Raw genomic sequence first — 18,620 nt, 5'->3', positions numbered from 1 at the left:
CTGAGTGAGCGACGTCGCGGTCTGCCGTACCAGGGAGCGGAGTCCCTGGTACGGCAGCTGGGACGCGGCTACGCGAGCCCGGGACCCCGCACCGGGATCGACGTGAACGTCGGCTGCGGGGCCGGGTCGGTGAAGAAGTCGTTGCCCTTGTCGTCCACGACGATGAACGCCGGGAAGTCCTCGACCTCGATCTTCCAGACGGCCTCCATGCCCAGCTCCTCGTACTCCAGGACCTCGACCTTCTTGATGCAGTCCTGGGCGAGGCGGGCGGCGGGGCCGCCGATGGAACCCAGGTAGAAGCCGCCGTGGGCCGCGCACGCGTCCGTGACCTGCTTCGACCGGTTGCCCTTCGCCAGCATCACCTTCGAGCCGCCCGCCGCCTGGAACTGCTCCACGTAGGAGTCCATGCGGCCGGCCGTCGTCGGGCCGAAGGAACCGGAGGCGTAGCCCTCGGGGGTCTTCGCCGGACCCGCGTAGTACACCGGGTGGTCCTTCAGGTACTGCGGCATCTCCTCGCCCGCGTCCAGCCGCTCCTTGATCTTGGCGTGCGCGATGTCACGGGCCACGACCAGCGGGCCGGTCAGGGACAGGCGGGTCTTCACCGGGTACTTCGTCAGCTCGGCGAGGATCGTGTCCATCGGCTGGTTGAGGTCGATCCTGACGACGTCCGAGGATTCGTCCAGGTGCTCGTCGGTCGTCTCCGGCAGGAAGCGCGCCGGGTCCGTCTCCAGCTGCTCCAGGAAGACGCCCTCGGCGGTGATCTTCGCGACGGCCTGGCGGTCGGCCGAGCAGGAGACGGCGATGGCGACGGGGCAGGACGCGCCGTGCCGGGGCAGGCGGACCACGCGGACGTCGTGGCAGAAGTACTTGCCGCCGAACTGCGCGCCGATGCCGATCTTCTGGGTCAGCTCGAAGACCTTCTGCTCGAGGTCCTTGTCGCGGAAGCCGTGGCCGAGCTCCGAGCCCTCCGCCGGGATCTCGTCCAGGTAGTGCGCGGAGGCGTACTTCGCGGTCTTCAGGGCGTACTCGGCGCTGGTGCCGCCGACGACGATCGCCAGGTGGTACGGCGGGCAGGCGGCCGTACCGAGCGAACGGATCTTCTCCTCCAGGAACTTCATCATGGAGGCCTCGTTCAGGACGGCCTTCGTCTCCTGGTAGAGGAAGGACTTGTTGGCGCTGCCGCCGCCCTTCGCCATGAACAGGAACTTGTACGCGCCGCCGTCGGTGGCGTACAGCTCGATCTGGGCCGGCAGGTTGGAGCCGGTGTTCTTCTCCTCCCACATGGTGAGCGGAGCCATCTGCGAGTAGCGCAGGTTCAGCTTGGTGTAGGCGTCGTAGATGCCGCGGCTGAGTGCCTCCTCGTCGCGGCCTTCCGTCAGCACGTTCTGGCCGCGCTTGCCCATGACGATCGCCGTGCCGGTGTCCTGGCACATCGGGAGCACGCCGGCCGCCGCGATGTTCGCGTTCTTCAGCAGGTCCAGTGCCACGAACTTGTCGTTGCCGGACGCCTCCGGGTCGTCGATGATCCGGCGCAGCTGGGCGAGGTGGGCCGGGCGCAGGTAGTGCTGGATGTCGTGGATGGCCTCCTCGGCCAGCTTGCGCAGCGCCTCCGGCTCCACCTTGAGGAACGTCCGCCCGTCCGGGCCCTCGACGGTGGAGACGCCCTCGGACGTCACCAGCCGGTACGGGGTGGTGTCCTCTCCCTGGGGGAGCAGATCGGTGTACGCGAACTCAGGCATCTCAGCCCATTCCTCACTCTGACGGACGGCGCCCGCCGACGCTGGCGGGCCTCACCAGCCTAGAACCTGCCGCCGACACGGGACCTGTGAGGTAAGGCTCAGTTCGACACGCCGAGGTTTTCCACAGCCCCTAGTCGCGATCTATCGCGTTTCGGTACGCTGTGTTCGTGGACCTTCAGAAGCACACCGCACCTGTCGCCGGGCTGCGTGCCTCGGACGCCGACCGTGACCGCATCGCCGAGATCCTCCGTGAGGCCCTGGCCGAGGGCCGGCTGACCGCCGACGAGCATGCCGAGCGGGTCGAGGGCGTGCTCGCCGCCAAGACGGTGGGTGAGCTGGAGGTCTTCATCCGGGACCTGCCCGCGGCCCACCAGCCCCCGGCCGCTCCCGCCTACACGCCCGTCCCGCCCCGGCCCACCCCGGGTGCGATACCGCACGAGGCGGACGCCAATGTTGTCGCGGTCTTCAGCAGCGCGGTGCGCCGGGGCCGCTGGCGGGCCGGCCGCCGGATCCACGCGTACTCGGTCTTCGGCAGCGTCGAGATCGACCTCAGCGAGGCGATCTTCGAGTACCAGCAGGTCGTGATCAAGGCCGTCTCGGTCTTCGGCGACGTCCAGATCCGCGTCCCGGAGAACGTGTCGCTGCGCGGCACCGGAGGCGGCGTCCTCGGCAACTTCGAGGTGGACACGCTGGACTCGGTCGACTCCGACGCACCGGTCGTCTACGTCGACGGCTGGGCCGTGCTCGGCAATGTCGAGGCCCGCCCGAGGCGCGGCAAGCGCGTGGCGGACATCCTGGACCGGGTGCAGAGCAGGATCGACCGCAAGCTGGAGCGGGTCCAGGACAAGGTCGACCGGAAGATGCGCAAACACCTGGGCCGTTGACGGTCGCGAATCCGCCGGTGAGTGGAAGGTTCCGCTCCTCCTGTGCTGTCGCGAGGGGCGCGAACAAGCCGCCGCGCGCCTGCGACTGGGAACGCTGTGCATAGGCGCGCGCACAGCGGGTAGGGCTTGCTGCATCGTCTCTCGCTCGCGAAGCCGTCGTCAGGAGTAGACCGTGCTGCAACCGCCGCATTCGTCCCTGCAGGTCGCTGCCCTTCCGGCCCAGCGGGTGCCTGTGCGAGACAGGGACCAAGACGCTCCCTGGCACACCGAGGCCGTGTGCCGGCGCGACGAGGCGGGCCTGTTCTTCGCCCCGTCGAAGGAGCCGACCGCCGCCCGGCTGTCCCGCGAGGAGGCGGCCAAGCGCGTCTGCGCCCGTTGCCCGGTGATGGTCGAGTGCCGCGAACACGCCCTCCTCCAGCCCGAGCCGTACGGCGTCTGGGGCGGTCTCACCGCGGCCGAGCGCCGCGTGGTCCTGGCAAGGCGGCGCAGGCGAGAGCTCGAACTGAAGAAGGCGGCACGGGCGACGGCTGCCAACCGCATAGCGGGTTAGGAGAGTGGAGGAGGGGCGCCCTCTCCGCACAGAGGGCGTGTCCCCACCTCCTGCTCGACTCCGGAACTACTTGGCGCGGTCGAAGTCGATCGCGCTGTAGGCCCGCAGCTTGCTGAGCCGGTGCTCGGAATAGATCCTCCGCACCGTCCCGGACTTCGACCGCATCACGATCGACTCGGTCAGCGCGGTCTCCGACCGGTACTGCACACCCCGCAGCAGCTCACCGTCGGTGATACCGGTGGCCACGAAGAACACGTTCTCACCGGAGACCAGGTCGTCCGTCGTGAGCACACGGTCGAGGTCGTGCCCGGCGTCGATGGCCCGCTGCCGCTCCTCGTCGTCCTTGGGCCACAGCTTGCCCTGGATGGTCCCGCCCAGGCACTTCACGGCGCAGGCCGAGATGATGCCCTCCGGCGTACCGCCGATGCCGAGCAGCAGGTCGACGCCGGTGCCCTCACGCAGCGCGTAGACGGAGCCCGCCACGTCACCGTCGGAGATCAGCTTGATGCGCGCGCCGGCCTCGCGGACCTCCCTGATCAGCCCCTCGTGCCGCGGCCGGTCGAGGATGACGACGGTGACGTCCTCGGGCGTGGCCTTCTTCGCCTTGGCGATCCGCTTGATGTTCACGGCCACGGGCGCGTCGATGTCGACGAACTCGGCGGCCTCCGGGCCGGTGACCAGCTTGTCCATGTAGAACACGGCGGACGGGTCGAACATGGCGCCCCGCTCGGCCGCGGCGAGGACGGCGATCGCGTTGGGCATGCCCTTGGCGGTCAGCGTGGTGCCGTCGATCGGGTCGACGGCGATGTCGACCTCCGGACCGGTGCCGTCGCCCACGTGCTCCCCGTTGAAGAGCATCGGGGCCTCGTCCTTCTCACCCTCGCCGATGACGACGACGCCGTTCATCGACACGGTGGAGACGAGGGTCCGCATGGCGCGCACCGCGGCACCGTCGGCGCCGTTCTTGTCACCGCGCCCCACCCAGCGGCCCGCGGCCATCGCGGCGGCTTCGGTCACCCGGACGAGTTCCAGGGCGAGGTTGCGGTCGGGAGCCTCGGAGGGAACATCGAGCTCGGACGGCAGGTGATGATTTTCGGTCATCGGAGCGCACCTTTCTGATACGACGACGGCCGGATGAGGGTTTGTGGACCCGACTCTATCGTTAGGCAGACAAAATGAGCAGGGGACCCCACGGATGAGCGCTTGGGGCACCTGCGACGATAGGGGGCGTGGCAGGTTCGAACGGCAAGCAGAAGACGGCCCGGGACATGGTTCTCTCCCTGGCCCTGATCGGCATCGCGGCGTTGGTCGTGTACTTCCTCGCCATCCCGCACGACGATCACGCTCCCGACCTCAAGCGGGTCGACTACCGGGTCGAGCTGCTCACCGCCCGTCGCGCGGCGAGCTACCCGGTGGCCGCGCCCGAGGGCCTGCCGAGTACCTGGAAGGCGACCTCCGTACGCTTCGAGGGCGAGAACGGCGACCGCTGGCACCTGGGCTTCCAGACCCCGGACAGCCAGTACGTGCAGATCGAGCAGTCCACGCAGAAGCCGGCCGACTTCATCGACCAGGCGAGCCAGGGCGCGTCGGCGACGAAGCGGACGGAGACGATCGACGGCCGCACCTGGACCCGCTACAGCGGCGGCCGCTACGACGCCCTGGTCCTGAACGGCACGCACGGCTCCACCACGGTGGTGGCCGGCACGGCGTCCTTCGCGGAGCTGACGAAGATGGCGGCGGCGCTGAAGATGCAGTGACCTCCCCGTATGTGCAGAGGCCCCCGGCGGTGCCGGGGGCCTCTGCACATGCGGATCCGCTCGAACGGTGATGACTCAGACGGTCGTGACGACGTCCTCGTACGCCAGGCGCGGCGAGCGCGGGAACCAGGCGTCCGGGCCCGGCTTGCCGATGTTGACCACCATCAGCGGGGTGTGGTCGCCGTCCAGGAACTCCTTGCGGACGCCCTCGAAGTCGAGGCCGGTCATCGGGCCGGCGGCGAGGCCCGCGGCGCGGACGCCGATGATGAAGTAGGCGGCCTGCAGGGCGGCGTTCAGCGCGGCGGCGCCCTCACGGGCCGGGCGCTCGCTGAAGAAGAGGTCCTTGGCCTGCGGGAAGTGCGGGAAGAGGGTCGGCAGCTCCTCGTGGAACTCGTTGTCCGCGGAGAGGATGGCGACCAGCGGGGCGGCGGCCGTCTTCGGCTGGTTGCCCTCGGCCATGTGCTTCACCAGGCGCTCACGGGCCTCGGGGGAGCGGACCAGCGTGATGCGCAGCGGGCTCTGGTTGAAGGCGGTGGGGCCGTACTTGACGAGGTCGTAGATCGCCTGGACCTGCTCGTCGGTGACCGGCTCGTCGGTGAAGGCGTTCGCGGTGCGGGCCTCACGGAACAGCAGGTCCTGGGCGGCGGGGTCAAGAACGAGAGACATGCGTGAACTTCCTAGGTGGCGCCTTTGATCCGACGTACCGGACCGCGGTCCGGATCGGCTGACGTGATGACCCTACGACAGTGAAGTTCAAGTTTCAACAAAGGTCGGGGTGCGGTGACCCTCTTCACAGCGGCATCGGCCGCCGACGCCTACTCGGCGTCCGCCTCCTCCTCCGCTTCCTCCTCCGCCAACGCCGCGTCCAGGCGCGCCCGCGCCCCCTCCAGCCAGCGTCGGCACACCTTGGCCAGCTCCTCGCCGCGCTCCCACAGCGCCAGGGACTCCTCGAGCGTCGTACCGCCCGCCTCCAGGCGCCGTACGACCTCGATCAACTCGTCCCGCGCCTGCTCGTAGGAGAGCGCCTCGTCCACCTTGCCGGTCATTCGCCTACCTTCACTGTGAATTCGCCGTCGGCGACGCGGGCCCGCAGTGCCTCGCCTCCGGTCACCTCGTCCGGACCGCGTACCACGTGCCCGTCCGTCTTCTGCAGCACGGCGTAGCCGCGCTTGAGCGTCGCCGCGGGGGAGAGGGCCACCACGCGCGCGTGCGTGTGCGTCAGCTCCGAGTCCGCGCGGTCCAGGAGATGACCGAGGGTCCGCCGGCTGCGTTCGACGAGGGAGGCCACCTGGTCGGCGCGCTCGTCGATCATCCGGTGCGGATCCTCTATCGAGGGCCGGGCGAGAGCATGCGCCAGCCCCCGCTCCTCCCGTTCGACGAACGCGTTCACGCAGCGCCGGGCCCGGTCCCGCAGCATCCGCACCCGCTCGAACTCCTCACCCACGTCCGGCACGACCTTCTTGGCCGCGTCGGTGGGGGTGGAGGCGCGCAGGTCGGCCACGTGGTCGAGCAACGGGTTGTCGGGCTCGTGCCCGATGGCGGAGACCACGGGCGTACGGCACTCGGCCACGGCCCGCACCAGCTGCTCGTCGGAGAAGGGCAGCAGATCCTCCACGCTGCCGCCCCCTCGGGCGACGATGATCACATCGACGTCCTCGATCTCGTCCAGCTCCTTCACCGCCTGCACGACCTGCGGGACCGCGTGCACGCCCTGCACCGGGACGTTGCGCACCTCGAAGCGGACGGCGGGCCAGCGGTGGCGGGCGTTCTCCAGCACGTCCCGCTCCGCGGCGGAGGCGCGACCGCAGACGAGCCCGATCAGCTGCGGCAGAAAGGGCAGCGGCTTCTTCCGCTCCGGCGCGAACAGTCCCTCGGCCGCGAGCGCCTTCTTCAGCCGCTCCAGCCGGGCCAGCAGCTCACCGACGCCGACGGGCCTCATCTCGGCGGCGCGCAGGGACAGCTGCCCGCGCGGGGCGTACCACTCCGGCTTCGCCAGTACGACGACCCGGGCGCCCTCCCCGACGACATCGGCGACGGCGTCGAACACCTGCCGGTAGCAGGTCACGCTCACGGAGATGTCGTACGACGGGTCCCGCAGCGTCAGGAACACGACACCGGCGCCCGGCCGCCGCGACAACTGCGTGATCTGCCCCTCGACCCACACCGCACCGAGCCGGTCGATCCAGCCCCCGATCAGCCGGGAGACCTCACCTACGGGCAGCGGGGCTTCGGGGGTGGTTTTGGCAGCCATGCGGTTGAGAGTAACGGGGGGTGCCGACAACCGGTCTCCCGTCGCCGCTGCGGGCAAGCCACCCGGCCCCGCCCGGAGCCGACCCGGCTCAGCTACTCGGGCGACCGCACCCGGCCCCGCTGCCCCACCCGCACCATCTGCGCGTAGCTGAAAGCGGTGAGCGCCATGGCGACCGTCGCCACCACGTACACCAGCGCCACCGCCCCGTGCGACCTGGCGTCCAGCGTGCCGAACACGCCGACCGGCGCCATGGGGGCGATGAAGAGAAGTCCGTAGACCACGAGGTCCCGCAGGCCGAGACCGCGCCGCAGCCGGTGGTGTTCGTCGGCCGCGCTCGAAGAGGGAGTCGGGGACGGCGTCGCCGTGTCCGGGTCGGGCATGGTCCTCAGTCTTCCCCGCGCGGCGCCGGACACGCGATCTCGGCGCCGCCGAACGCGGCCTTACGATGGGACGCATGACCGCTTCGCCTGGCCGCCGTGTCCTGCTCGCCGCCCCCCGGGGTTACTGCGCCGGTGTGGACCGCGCCGTGATCGCCGTCGAGAAGGCCCTCGAGCAGTACGGGGCCCCGATCTACGTCCGGCACGAGATCGTCCACAACAAGTACGTCGTGCAGACCCTGGAGAAGAAGGGCGCCGTCTTCGTCGAGCGGACGGAGGAGGTGCCGCCGGGCAACATCGTCATGTTCTCGGCGCACGGCGTCGCCCCCGTCGTGCACGAGGAGGCCGAGCAGGGCCGCCTCGCCACCATCGACGCCACCTGCCCGCTGGTCACCAAGGTCCACAAGGAAGCCGTCCGCTACGCCAAGGAGGACTACGACATCCTCCTGATCGGCCACGAGGGCCACGAGGAGGTCATCGGCACCTCCGGCGAGGCCCCCGAGCACATCCAGCTCGTCGACGGCCCCGGCGACGTCGACAAGGTCGAGGTCCGCGACCCCTCGAAGGTCGTCTGGCTGTCCCAGACCACCCTGTCCGTGGACGAGACCATGGAGACCGTCGACGCCCTGAAGACGAAGTTCCCCGGTCTCGTCTCCCCGCCCAGCGACGACATCTGCTACGCCACGCAGAACCGGCAGCTCGCCGTGAAGCAGATGGGTGCCGAGGCCGAGCTGGTCATCGTCGTCGGCTCGCGCAACTCCTCCAACTCCAAGCGGCTGGTCGAGGTCGCCAAGCTCGCCGGTGCCCGCGAGGCCTACCTGGTGGACTTCGCCGACGAGATCGACGAGGCCTGGCTGGAGGGTGTGACGACGGTCGGTGTCACCTCCGGCGCCTCCGTCCCGGAGGTCCTCGTCGAGCAGGTCCTTCAGTGGCTCGCCGAGCGCGGCTACGGCGACGTGGAGATCGTCAAGGCCGCCGAGGAGTCCATCACCTTCTCGCTGCCCAAGGAGCTCCGCCGCGACCTGCGCGAGGAGGCTGCCGCCATGGTCGCCGAGCGCGGCGGAAGCGGTACGGCCCAGGCGTGACTGTCAGTGGTCCGTCGTAACGTAGTGCCATGCAGATCTTCGGCGTGGACATCGGCGGATCCGGGATCAAGGGCGCCCCTGTGGACCTGGACAGGGGCGCCCTGGCGCAGGAGCGCTGCAAGGTGCTCACCCCCCATCCGGCGACACCGGACGGCGTGGCCGACGGGGTCAAACAGGTCATCGACCACTTCGGCTGGACCGGCCCCGTCGGCCTGACCTTCCCGGGAGTGGTCACCGGCGGCGCCACGGTCCGTACGGCGGCGAACGTCGACAAGAGCTGGATCGACACCGACGCGCGCGCGTTGTTCAGCGGCAAGCTGGGCGGCCTGCCGGTGACGGTCGTCAACGACGCGGACGCGGCGGGCGTCGCCGAGATGCAGTTCGGCGCCGGCCGCGACCGCAGGGGCACGGTCATCCTGCTCACCTTCGGCACCGGCATCGGCAGCGCCCTCTTCATGGACGGCCTCCTCGTGCCGAACACGGAGCTCGGCCACCTGGAGCTGGGCGGCCACGACGCGGAGAAGAAGGCCTCCAGCAAGGCCAAGGACGACCACGGCCTGAGCTGGGAGCAGTGGGCCCGCCGCGTCCAGAAGTACCTGGCGCACGTGGAGATGCTGTTCTCGCCGGAGCTGATCATCGTCGGCGGCGGGGTCAGCCGCAAGGCCGACAAGTTCCTGCACCTCATCGACGGCATCAAGGCCGAGATCGTCCCCGCGCAGCTGCAGAACAACGCGGGGATCGTGGGGGCGGCGATGAGAGCGGCCCAGGAGAGATGACCGGGGCGTCCGTAGGCGTCGGCTCAGCTCCGCCGCCGGCGCCGCCGTACCCACCGCACCCGGCGTACGAGCACGATCACCCCGGCGACCAGCGTCCCGCAGTACAGCCAGCCGGCCTGGGTCGCCAGCCCGGTGAACAGCCCCATCAGCCGCCCGACCACCCCCCCGCCACCTTCGGCGACGGGCACCATGCCCACGGCGAACGCGATGGGCACGACCACGGGAGCGGTCAGCACGTCCCCCGCCCGCACCCACAGCGCGGTCAGTACGCACACGGGCAGGAACAGTACGCCGTACGCGCTCAGGGACCCGCCGAACAGTGCATCCAGGCAGCCGAGCAGGAACATCGCGAGGACGCAGAACAGTCCGCTGCCGAGCCCGGTGAGCCGGGGCCCGGGCACCCGTGGCTCGGGCGCGGACGGCCGGGCGGCGGACCAGGCCTGTCGCCCGCCCCGCTCCTGCCGCCCCGACCGCCGCGCCTCCTGCCCCTGGCCCGGCCCGCGCCCGCCGCCGGGCCCACGGCGGCCCTGCGGAGGCAGGTGCGCGGGCTGGTGCGGCGTGCCGCGTCGCGGTCCGTCGTTCGGGGGTCGCGATCCGTGTTGCTCCACTGGACCAACTTAGGTCTGTTTATGTGCCGAATAGCCCATCAGACACGCCGGTGGGGAGCGCTTGGCCGGGCGTTCGAAGCTCCCGGGAGCCGCCCGGCGCGGACGCCGTAGACTGGTGGATCGGTCAGTGTCAGTCTCTGGCCCCTGGCAGCCCCTGGCCCACTCATCTACGGGAAGTCGCAACGTGTCGCTCACGATCGGAATCGTCGGCCTGCCCAATGTCGGCAAGTCGACCCTGTTCAACGCCCTGACCAAGAACGACGTGCTGGCGGCCAACTACCCGTTCGCCACGATCGAGCCCAACGTCGGTGTGGTCGGCGTCCCCGACGCGCGGCTGGCCAAGCTGGCCTCGATCTTCGGCTCCGAGCGCATCCTGCCGGCCACGGTCGACTTCGTCGACATCGCCGGTATCGTGCGCGGCGCCTCCGAGGGCGAGGGCCTCGGCAACAAGTTCCTCGCGAACATCCGTGAGTCCGATGCGATCTGCCAGGTCATCCGCGCCTTCAAGGACGAGAACGTCGTGCATGTCGACGGCAAGGTCTCGCCGAAGGACGACATCGAGACGATCAACACCGAGCTGATCCTGGCGGACCTCCAGACGATCGAGAAGGTCCTCCCGCGCCTCCAGAAGGAGTCGCGCATCAAGAAGGACGTCGCCCCCAAGGTCAAGGCGGTCGAGGAGGCCAAGGAGATCCTGGAGAAGGGCGACACGCTCTTCGCGCACGGCATCGTCCAGGGCACCGAGCGCAACGAACTCCTGCACGACCTGCACCTGCTCACCACCAAGCCCTTCCTCTACGTCTTCAACGTCGATGAGGACGAACTGGTCGACGAGGACTTCAAGAACGAGCAGCGCGCCCTGGTCGCCCCCGCCGAGGCCATCTTCCTCAACGCCAAGCTGGAGGCGGACCTCGCCGAGCTGGACGAGGAGGAGGCCCTGGAGCTGCTGGAGTCCGTCGGCCAGCACGAGCCCGGCCTCGCCACCCTCGCCCGCGTCGGCTTCGCCACCCTCGGCCTGCAGACCTACCTGACGGCCGGCCCCAAGGAGTCCCGCGCCTGGACGATCAAGAAGGGCGCCACGGCCCCCGAGGCGGCCGGTGTCATCCACACCGACTTCCAGAAGGGCTTCATCAAGGCCGAGGTCATCTCCTTCGACGACCTGGTCGAGACCGGTTCGGTCGCCGAGGCCCGCGCCAAGGGCAAGGCCCGCATGGAGGGCAAGGACTACGTCATGCAGGACGGGGACGTGGCGGAGTTCCGCTTCAACGTGTGAGTGGTTCGTTACCGTGAGCTAAACGGTTCGTCAAACGTGCAGGCCAGATGGGGCCGGGCTCTGTGAGTCCGGCCCCATCTGCGTTCCCGTGCTGACGTGGTGCTGACTCCTACTTGCTCCTCGGCGGGGTGAGCTTGTCGAGATCCAGGCTGATCTCGAACGGCACAGGCCGCTTCAGGGTGCCCCGGAAGATGCCGGCGGGCGCGTAGGCGCCAGTCGGTTCGTCGAGTTCATAGACATGGACGACGGGGGTGCCGGCCTCGTCCTCGATGCACCAGTAGTGCGGGATGCCGGCCTCCGCGTACTTGCGGAGCTTGACCGTGCGGTCCCGGTGCGCGGACTCGGGTGAGACGACCTCGATGACGAGTCGCACCTCGTCCGGCGCGAACCAGGTGCGGTCTCCGTCGTAGTCGGCCGTCGTCAACAGCAGATCCGGCTCGGGCCGGTTTCGCTCGTCGAGTTTTATGGTCATCTCGCGGCTGACCCTGACATCGCCGGGCGCCTGCTCCATGAGAGCGACGGTGAGCATGGTGACGAGGTGGCCGTGCCACCACCTCTGCGGCGACATCATGAAGACAAGCGCTCCGTCGATCAGCTCTGTGTGGCGGGGTGCCTCGGGAAGGCGGTCCAGGTCCTCCGCGAACCAGCCTTCCTCGCGCGGCGGGCGCATCCAGTCGGGCAGTGCGGTCATGGCTAAACCGTAGCGACTCGGCGAGGTCCGGGCCACGAGATCGTCAAGGAGCGACCGCCTTCCCGGCCGTCCTGAACCCTCGGGCCTGCCGCCCGTGCTGATTCTGTGCTGACTGGGATCTCTCAGAAGCTCGTTTCCGCGGGTGAGAGCGTTGCCGCAGTCGTTCCGCTTCAATGTATAAGCCACGCATTACCGTGGCTCCGGCGAACTAGCAAAACGCCAGGTCAGCGGGGTCGGCCCGGATTCGGGCCGACCCCGTTCGCGTGCCCGTGGCTGGATCGTGGCTGGACGTAGGGGGTGGCGCATATGCCCGCGTGAGCCGAGTGTTTCGGGTGTCCTCGGCCTGTTCCGGGTAGGACGTCTCAGAGGCTGCCGCCTCTCCCGCATCCCACCGTCCCGCCTACCGGGCCGGCGAGACGGGCGAACAACCGGGAGCGCATCCGCGGCGTGCTCTGGGATGCCGGCTGTGGGAGCGCCGGCAGCAGGCGGCCCGTACCCGCGCCACCTCCGGCGCGGCCGGAGCGGTTCGCGGCGGCGGTCGGAGCGCGCGAGGCTCAATTTTTCCTCAGAACGACGGTCAATTGGTTGTTGCGTGCATGGCGTGAATCTAGTGTCTGAGTGCCTGATCGCCACGGGGGGCGGTCCATGGAAAGGGTGTGTCATGGGCGTGGGTTCAAGGCGGGTGTTGGCCAGCGTTGCAACGGCTCCCTGTCATCATCATGGCCGCGGCCACGCCGGCCTTGGCTACCACCGTCGACGTGGGTCGTGGCACGTGGAGCTACGACCACGGCGCCAACACGGCGTGGTCGAACCCGCGAAGGGGAAGCGGTGCCTCGGCGGGGCTGAACGGCTCGGTGTCGTACTCCTGTAACACCGAACTGCCGAGCCTCCGGTCTGTTGGTTGATAATTCAGTCGAAGGGATGTTCGTCGGTTTCGCCGCGACACTCTCGGCTGCCTGTTTCACTATGTCTCAATCGAGAACGCGACGGCCGTCGAGAACCTGAAAGCGGGGGGTGTGGCTCATTTATTCTGGGCGATCGCCCTCTACCGAGGTGACTGTCTCGGCCAAGACACCGGCGACTGGATCGAGGAGGGTCGCCAACGGTACCGGTCCCAGGTACTGGAAGCCCTCGGGGCGTCGCGCCGCACGGTAGCCAACCGCAATGATCCGGCCGGAACCCTGGGGTGGCCTCGGTGCATCCCCCAGATCGATCCGTACCACGAGCCGAGCTACCGTAGCCTAATTCCAAGCACCGTACGAGCAGATGGTCGACGGCTGCGTCCGCAACCCTGAGCCGGTCGTGGCGACCTAGCGTTGCGCCCTGGACAGGGCGACCGAATCTACCCACCCCAGTTCGGGGGCCGAGGAACCGGCGGCCGAGTCTGCGGAACTGGTCGCGGCCCCCGGTGGTGAGAGATCTGTGCCGCGGCGATGGCGCCGGCTTGTCACGGTAGCGGTGGGCCGGAGAGCACACCACCGCAAGCCGCGCCTCCCGGCCGGTTCAGCTCTATGACCACCTGTCGTACTTTCCGCACCTGCTTCAGCGGTTGGAGGGCCTGGCCGACCAGGGCCTGACCGTCAACCAGATCGCCGAACAGCTCAACGCCGAGGGCCTGCGGCCATCCAAACGCACCAACAGGAATTGCGTGCCGAGATTGCCGCCTGCAGGCAGCGACGAGGTCAACGCATCATGATTCCGAGGGGGGACATGTACCACGATCTGCAAATTACTCGGTTGCGAACCCTGGTGACCGTGGTGGAATGCGGTGGATTCCGGAGGGCTGCAGCGATCCTGCACATCACCCAGCCTGCTGTCAGCCAACAGATCCGTCAGCTGGAGAGCTTCATCCAGGGACCCGTCTTTACGTCCACCGGGCATAACCTTCAGCTCAGCGAACGGGGCGAGGAGCTGCTCGGCTACGCACGCCGCGTTGTGGCCCTCAACGACGAGGTAGTCGACCGCTTGATGCCGAGAACGGGCACGACCAGACTTTCGATCGGCGTAGTGGACCAACTCGCCGAAGTGCTACCAGAGTTCCTGCGGCTGCTATCAGCGAGCCTGCCTGAAGCCCAAGTGAGCGTGCGAACCGGGCACAGCGAGTCGCTGGCCGGTCAAGTCACCACAGGGCAGCTTGACTTAGAGGTCGTTTCTTTTGGTGTGGTCGCTCGTTGAACCGTGCATGACGGATCTGGTTGAGCGGTTGGTGCCGGATGAGTTGTGGGTCCTGTTCCGGCGGGTGGTCCCACCGACTGAGGTGAAGCGTCCGCAGGGCGGGGGTCGACGGCGGGCAGGTGACCGAGAGACTCTGGCGGCGATCATCTTTGTAGCCACCTCGGGCTGCACTTGGCGTCAACTGCCGCCCGTGTTCGGTCCGGCCTGGCCCACGGTCTACCGGCGCTTCGCCCAGTGGAGCCGGGCCAGGGTGTGGGCTCGTCTCCACCGGGTCGTCCTCGACGAACTCGGCGCCCGCGGTGAACTGGACTGGTCGCGGTGCGCGATCGACTCTGTCAGTGTCCGGGCGGCAAAAGGGGGCCACTGACCGGACCGAATCCGACCGACCGCGGCAAGAGCGGATCGAAAATCCACCTGATCACCGACCGGAACGGTCTGCCCCTGTCACTGGGCATCTCCGGCGCCAACATGCACGACAGCCTCGGCCTGGAACCGCTCGTGCGTGGGATACCGCCCATCCGCTCCCGGCGCGGCCCGCGCCGCCGGCGACCGGCCAAGCTCCATGGCGACAAGGGATACGACTACGACCACCTGCGCCGATGGCTCCGCAAGCGAGGCATCCGTCACCGCATCGCGCGCAAGGGCATCGAGTCCTCCACACGGCTGGGCCGCCACCGCTGGGTGGTCGAGAGGACGGTTTCCTGGCTGGCCGGATGCCGCCGCCTGCACCGCCGCTACGAACGCAAGGCCGAGCACTTCCTCGCCTTCGTCGGCATAGCCGCAGCCCTCATCTGCCAACGCCGTCTGGACAGATGATCCGAGCAGACAGGCTGGGAGCCGCGTCAGACCAGCATGAGGACTACGCCATCGCCTGCGGTGGCGGCAGCGGACAAGAACCGGGTCAGCTCCTCGTAGCGGTGCTGCAGGGTGTCCAGGTCCGAGGGGACCTCGGTTTCGGATTCCGGCAGGGGGTAGATCTCGGCGCTGCGCATGGCCGCCAAGTCGTAGTGTCGGGCCAACTCGTCAAACGGTGTGGTGGCGAGGCAGCCGCTGGCCCGGGCGACGTCCTCGGGGCTCAAATACCTGGCGGGGCCGAAGTCCATGTCGTCCTCCAACGGAAGCTCAGCCCCTCCGTGGATGACATCGACCGGCATGCCACCGTGGGCGGCAATGAGGTAGTGCAGCTTGTGCCACGACTTCTCGATGCTGAAGTAGGGCGCCTTCTCGGGTGGAAGCGGGTCCTCTTCGGCCCAGGCATCACCCAGCTCGTCGATGTGTTCCTGCGCCCAGGACGGATCGCTCAACGACCGCTGCAGCTCAGCAGGGGAGAGACGGACGTACTCGCAGTGGATGCCCATGGACGCGAACCCTAACCGCAGACTCTGACATCGCTCCGGTCACATCCGCCTACTGCCTGCCGATAGCCATAAGAAACGACGTCTTAGCCCTGCTGTTTCGACGGCAAACCTCGGAGACGGTCGCCGCAGAGGAAGAACTCGGTCGTATACGGATGGCGTGGTTCGGGCAGCCGGTCCACGGTACGGAGGCTGGACTGCCATTGGCGCTCTTCACTGAGCCCTGCATCCTGCGTGGCCGGCTGGTGGACGCCCTTGACGCATCCGGCATCTCTTGGCGCATCTCGTATGAGGGAGCTGAATTCGTTGGGCTGCGTGCAGCGGTCAAGGCCGGGCTGGGGCTGGCCTGCCTCGTTGCCAACGGTGACGACTTGTGGGGGCTGCCGCGGGCGGCGAAGCTTGGGCTCCCCTCCCCACCGGATCCCATCCCGGTGATGATGGCGCTTCCCGCGGGAGCAACAACCTCAGGTGTCCCCGCGATCGTGAAGAAGGCCTTCCGCCAAGCGCTGGACGGCTACCCGTTCGCCGAGATCGGCCACACCAGTACGCCACCGCCCGTGAACCCGAAACCGAAACCGACCATGAACCGGGCGCCATGATCCGGGCGACCCTCACCTCAAGTTCCAGCTGCAAAAACTCGCCAGCGCCACGTTCACATGTACACCGACAGCCCCCACTCAATCATTGAATGGGGGCTCGTTCGGTGAGATGCCGTCAGCGACTATTCACCAGATCCATAAACTTCGAAGCTCGCGAGTTTATCGCTGCCATTCCGATGGATTGTCACCCAGTACCGCTGATTTTGCAGGATGTCATAACTGATGGTGCTGCAGTTGCCGGAGCCGCCCACGCCCCACTCCTTCTCCTTGTGCCAGGTATTCAGGCCGGCGTAGTACATGTAGATATCACCCGTGACGCCATGACCGTCGGCATAGGTGTCGCAAAGAGTGAACTTGTCGCCGTAGTCCTTGTAGGCGACGCTTCCGACCGTGTGACCGTCCATGACGAGGTTGACCTTGTCGTCGCCAGTTGCGTACGCCGGATTGGAGAGGCCGGCCATGAAGGCTACTGGCGCACATACTGCCACCGCTCGGGCAATCCATTTCCTGGAAAACATGACTGCTTCCTTTCCTTGGTTCGTCGAGTTGCTGCCAGCACTCAACCATGAATGCATTGCCCCGCCCAGTGATTTCGGAGAAGTGCCGATCAAGAGTGCTTATCGAGGGCCGCGTGGAAACTTATGCCCGTTGTTCATAAGTTTCTGGACGGTCGCGACTCCGCATGAATCGGGTCTGTCCAGCCAATGGGACAGAGCCTTAATTCATGACACGTCGGCGGCGAGATGGTCGGCAGTCTGTGCTCTTGACCGTCAGGCGACGGTCGACGCCGGTCTGCTGGTTTCCAGGTCGCGGAGGCGTACGGATTCGTAGGCGGTGAGCACACCTGAGGCTTCGTCAACGACCACCCGTCCGGGGACCTTGAGCGCCTGCTGGTCAGGGCGGGTGGCCGGGGCCGCCGTGAGCTGGATGGCTGACATGCGACAGGTGTACGCCCAGTGCGCCTCGTGGACCGTCAGCATCAGCGATCAGGAGATACCTGTAGAGGTGGTGGGACCGGCCGGTGATCCGCACAAGCCGCTCGAGGTGGCACGGAGGTTCGGCGACGAGGCGCTGACGCGCACGATGCTCGCCGGTCCGGTCGGGCAGCAGGCCCAGATCACCACGCTCCTGGTTCGCGACGGTGACAGGGCCCTGGAACTGACGCACGACATGACGGAACGCCCCGGCCAGGAGCATCACCGGAATTCGCCTCGTGCCCTGGTCAGGGCTGCAACCCGAGGTCCGGCGACCGGGGTTGGACCCGTTCACTGTTCGTGGGAGACGGCCATCGGCTACGGTTCGGGAACCGGCGGCAGCGCTGGGGGAACGATGAGGGGGATGAACGTGCGGGAGCTCGGCCCGTCTCAGGCCAGACTGCTCCGAGCATGGTCGCAGGGCGTAAGCGGCGACCTGCGCGCGACGTCCGCGTCCGCCGTGCTGGAGCGGTGCCTGGCGGTGCAGGCGCAGGATCTGAGGGCGGCCGCGCTGGGAGTCAGGGCGCGCGGCTCCGGGCTGACCGAGGCGGACGTGTTCCGGGCGCTCGGTGCCGAACGCAGTCTGGTCCGGGGCTGGTTCATGCGCGGCACGCTGTACATCGTCCCGGCCGCCGACGCGGGCTGGCTCCGTGAACTGCTCGCTCCGCAGCTGCTGCGTCGCAGCGAGCGCCGGTATCGGGAGCTGGGGCTCGGGGCGGCCGAGCTGGCACTGGGGGAGCGGGTGATCACCGAGGCTCTTGCCGGCGGCCCCCTGACCCGGGACGAGCTCGCGGTGCGGATGAAGGAGGAGGGCCTCGACGCCTCTGGGCAGGTGCCGTTCCACCTCGTCCGCCGATCCGCTCTGCTCGGGGTTGTTTGTTTTGGTCCGGTCAGGGAGGACGGCTGCGCCACCTACGTGCTCGCGAAGGACTGGCTGCCTGCATCCGCCGGACCTTCCGGGGCGGATGCGGTCAGAGAGCTGCTGCTCAGGTACCTGGCGGCGCACGGGCCGGCGACGGTGGCCGACTTCGCCACGTGGTCGGGGCTCGGGCTGCCTGCTGTGCGCTCCGTGTGGAAGGAACTGCTCGAGGGCGGTCTGATCGAACCGTGCCGCGTCGGAGGTCTGGACGAGTACGCTCTGCCGGCGGACGCAGCGCCCTGCCCGGAGCCGACCGGCGACGTCCGGTTGCTGCCGGCCTACGACAACTATCTGGTGGGGTTCACGGATCGCCGGATGTCCGTCGAGCCCGAGCACGAGCGCAAGGTCTGGCCGGGCGGCGGTCAGATCAGCCCCACCATCGTGGTGGACGGTCTGGTCCGCGGAGTCTGGCGCCGGGACCGGACACGTGGCATCGCCCTGGAGCCGTTCGACGCCGATCTGGGCGGCGTCGGCATAGAGGCCCTCGACGGGGAGCTCCGCGACATCTCCCGCTTTCTCGCTGCATAACCTCGGGCTAACCGCACCTCTCTACGGTCTTGGGAGACTTGCCGAGTCCAAGGAGAACAGGTGACGATCGCCCCTCGCC

The 18,620-nt window shown here is 68.3% G+C and carries 20 protein-coding genes and 1 pseudogene; 10 read left to right on the top strand and 11 right to left on the bottom strand.

Annotation, left to right across the window (positions count from 1 at the left end):
- Positions 1 to 68 precede the first annotated feature (68 nt).
- The gene (locus tag FB563_RS08960; protein WP_055704796.1) at positions 69 to 1,739 is read right to left on the bottom strand and encodes a fumarate hydratase; all 1,671 of its coding nucleotides are present in this window, start codon (positions 1,737 to 1,739) and stop codon (positions 69 to 71) included.
- A gap of 167 nt (positions 1,740 to 1,906) precedes the next feature.
- Here FB563_RS08960 and FB563_RS08955 point away from each other — a divergent pair, with 167 nt between their 5' ends.
- Together FB563_RS08955 and FB563_RS08950 are read left to right on the top strand one after the other, a co-directional pair.
- On the top strand, positions 1,907 to 2,623 hold the full coding sequence (locus FB563_RS08955; RefSeq protein WP_142218576.1) for a DUF1707 SHOCT-like domain-containing protein: 717 nt from the start codon (positions 1,907 to 1,909) through the stop codon (positions 2,621 to 2,623).
- Between the two features lie 172 nt (positions 2,624 to 2,795).
- The gene (locus FB563_RS08950; protein WP_055710548.1) at positions 2,796 to 3,173 is read left to right on the top strand and encodes a WhiB family transcriptional regulator; all 378 of its coding nucleotides are present in this window, start codon (positions 2,796 to 2,798) and stop codon (positions 3,171 to 3,173) included.
- Between the two features lie 66 nt (positions 3,174 to 3,239).
- Here FB563_RS08950 and glpX read toward each other — a convergent pair whose 3' ends face one another.
- Positions 3,240 to 4,274 carry a class II fructose-bisphosphatase gene (gene glpX / locus FB563_RS08945; RefSeq protein ID WP_055710549.1) on the bottom strand — a complete coding sequence of 345 codons (1,035 nt, stop codon included), beginning with the start codon at positions 4,272 to 4,274 and terminating at the stop codon, positions 3,240 to 3,242.
- A 128-nt stretch (positions 4,275 to 4,402) separates the two neighbouring features.
- Between glpX and FB563_RS08940 the strand changes: the two genes are divergently transcribed.
- Positions 4,403 to 4,930, top strand: a complete 528-nt coding sequence (locus FB563_RS08940; protein ID WP_055710550.1) for a DUF4245 domain-containing protein — start codon at positions 4,403 to 4,405, stop codon at positions 4,928 to 4,930.
- A gap of 75 nt (positions 4,931 to 5,005) precedes the next feature.
- On the opposite strand, the gene FB563_RS08935 is transcribed toward FB563_RS08940, so the two are convergent.
- The 4 genes and pseudogenes from FB563_RS08935 to FB563_RS08920 form a co-directional block, all read right to left on the bottom strand.
- Complete coding sequence (locus tag FB563_RS08935) at positions 5,006 to 5,596, bottom strand: malonic semialdehyde reductase (protein ID WP_055710551.1); 591 nt, start codon at positions 5,594 to 5,596, stop codon at positions 5,006 to 5,008.
- A 149-nt stretch (positions 5,597 to 5,745) separates the two neighbouring features.
- The gene (locus FB563_RS08930) at positions 5,746 to 5,976 is read right to left on the bottom strand and encodes an exodeoxyribonuclease VII small subunit (RefSeq protein ID WP_055706901.1); all 231 of its coding nucleotides are present in this window, start codon (positions 5,974 to 5,976) and stop codon (positions 5,746 to 5,748) included.
- Complete coding sequence (xseA, locus tag FB563_RS08925; RefSeq protein WP_055706900.1) at positions 5,973 to 7,181, bottom strand: exodeoxyribonuclease VII large subunit; 1,209 nt, start codon at positions 7,179 to 7,181, stop codon at positions 5,973 to 5,975. The genes FB563_RS08930 and xseA overlap by 4 nt, the downstream gene beginning before the upstream one ends.
- Before the next feature lie 125 nt (positions 7,182 to 7,306).
- Positions 7,307 to 7,561 (bottom strand): annotated as a pseudogene (locus FB563_RS08920) (amino acid permease); the annotation flags it as partial.
- Positions 7,562 to 7,635: 74 nt separating this feature from the next.
- On the opposite strand from FB563_RS08920, the gene FB563_RS08915 reads away from it, so the two are divergent.
- Both FB563_RS08915 and ppgK read left to right on the top strand, forming a co-directional pair.
- A complete protein-coding gene (locus FB563_RS08915) occupies positions 7,636 to 8,643 on the top strand; it encodes a 4-hydroxy-3-methylbut-2-enyl diphosphate reductase (protein WP_055706902.1) in 1,008 nt (335 codons plus the stop codon).
- A gap of 29 nt (positions 8,644 to 8,672) precedes the next feature.
- Positions 8,673 to 9,419 carry a polyphosphate--glucose phosphotransferase gene (ppgK, locus tag FB563_RS08910; protein ID WP_055706898.1) on the top strand — a complete coding sequence of 249 codons (747 nt, stop codon included), beginning with the start codon at positions 8,673 to 8,675 and terminating at the stop codon, positions 9,417 to 9,419.
- Between the two features lie 23 nt (positions 9,420 to 9,442).
- On the opposite strand, the gene FB563_RS43480 is transcribed toward ppgK, so the two are convergent.
- Positions 9,443 to 10,027 (bottom strand): DUF6542 domain-containing protein, encoded by a 585-nt coding sequence (locus FB563_RS43480; protein ID WP_199832853.1) that lies wholly within the window; start codon positions 10,025 to 10,027, stop codon positions 9,443 to 9,445.
- Positions 10,028 to 10,211: 184 nt separating this feature from the next.
- Here FB563_RS43480 and ychF point away from each other — a divergent pair, with 184 nt between their 5' ends.
- On the top strand, positions 10,212 to 11,300 hold the full coding sequence (gene ychF / locus FB563_RS08900; protein WP_055706896.1) for a redox-regulated ATPase YchF: 1,089 nt from the start codon (positions 10,212 to 10,214) through the stop codon (positions 11,298 to 11,300).
- A gap of 109 nt (positions 11,301 to 11,409) precedes the next feature.
- Here ychF and FB563_RS08895 read toward each other — a convergent pair whose 3' ends face one another.
- Positions 11,410 to 11,991 carry a Uma2 family endonuclease gene (locus tag FB563_RS08895; protein WP_055706895.1) on the bottom strand — a complete coding sequence of 194 codons (582 nt, stop codon included), beginning with the start codon at positions 11,989 to 11,991 and terminating at the stop codon, positions 11,410 to 11,412.
- A gap of 1,710 nt (positions 11,992 to 13,701) precedes the next feature.
- On the opposite strand from FB563_RS08895, the gene FB563_RS08885 reads away from it, so the two are divergent.
- The gene (locus tag FB563_RS08885; RefSeq protein ID WP_142218575.1) at positions 13,702 to 14,166 is read left to right on the top strand and encodes a LysR family transcriptional regulator; all 465 of its coding nucleotides are present in this window, start codon (positions 13,702 to 13,704) and stop codon (positions 14,164 to 14,166) included.
- A 7-nt stretch (positions 14,167 to 14,173) separates the two neighbouring features.
- A protein-coding gene (locus tag FB563_RS08880; protein ID WP_411573236.1) for an IS5 family transposase occupies positions 14,174 to 14,982 on the top strand; the annotation gives its coding sequence in 2 pieces (ribosomal slippage) (positions 14,174 to 14,531 and positions 14,531 to 14,982; 810 coding nt in all).
- A gap of 26 nt (positions 14,983 to 15,008) precedes the next feature.
- On the opposite strand, the gene FB563_RS08875 is transcribed toward FB563_RS08880, so the two are convergent.
- Complete coding sequence (locus FB563_RS08875) at positions 15,009 to 15,524, bottom strand: YfbM family protein (protein ID WP_055710354.1); 516 nt, start codon at positions 15,522 to 15,524, stop codon at positions 15,009 to 15,011.
- A gap of 29 nt (positions 15,525 to 15,553) precedes the next feature.
- Between FB563_RS08875 and FB563_RS08870 the strand changes: the two genes are divergently transcribed.
- Complete coding sequence (locus tag FB563_RS08870; RefSeq protein WP_280116576.1) at positions 15,554 to 16,120, top strand: LysR substrate-binding domain-containing protein; 567 nt, start codon at positions 15,554 to 15,556, stop codon at positions 16,118 to 16,120.
- A 122-nt stretch (positions 16,121 to 16,242) separates the two neighbouring features.
- Here FB563_RS08870 and FB563_RS08865 read toward each other — a convergent pair whose 3' ends face one another.
- Positions 16,243 to 16,638 (bottom strand): hypothetical protein, encoded by a 396-nt coding sequence (locus FB563_RS08865; protein ID WP_142218574.1) that lies wholly within the window; start codon positions 16,636 to 16,638, stop codon positions 16,243 to 16,245.
- 252 nt (positions 16,639 to 16,890) lie between these two features.
- On the bottom strand, positions 16,891 to 17,058 hold the full coding sequence (locus FB563_RS42830) for a hypothetical protein (RefSeq protein WP_159045482.1): 168 nt from the start codon (positions 17,056 to 17,058) through the stop codon (positions 16,891 to 16,893).
- A 400-nt stretch (positions 17,059 to 17,458) separates the two neighbouring features.
- Between FB563_RS42830 and FB563_RS08860 the strand changes: the two genes are divergently transcribed.
- Positions 17,459 to 18,541 (top strand): winged helix DNA-binding domain-containing protein, encoded by a 1,083-nt coding sequence (locus tag FB563_RS08860; protein ID WP_159045481.1) that lies wholly within the window; start codon positions 17,459 to 17,461, stop codon positions 18,539 to 18,541.
- Positions 18,542 to 18,620: the final 79 nt, after the last annotated feature.

Source organism: Streptomyces puniciscabiei, from assembly GCF_006715785.1.
GTDB lineage: Bacteria > Actinomycetota > Actinomycetes > Streptomycetales > Streptomycetaceae > Streptomyces > Streptomyces puniciscabiei.
Note: the sequence above shows the minus strand (reverse complement) of the source record. Positions and strands in the feature narration are given on the sequence as shown.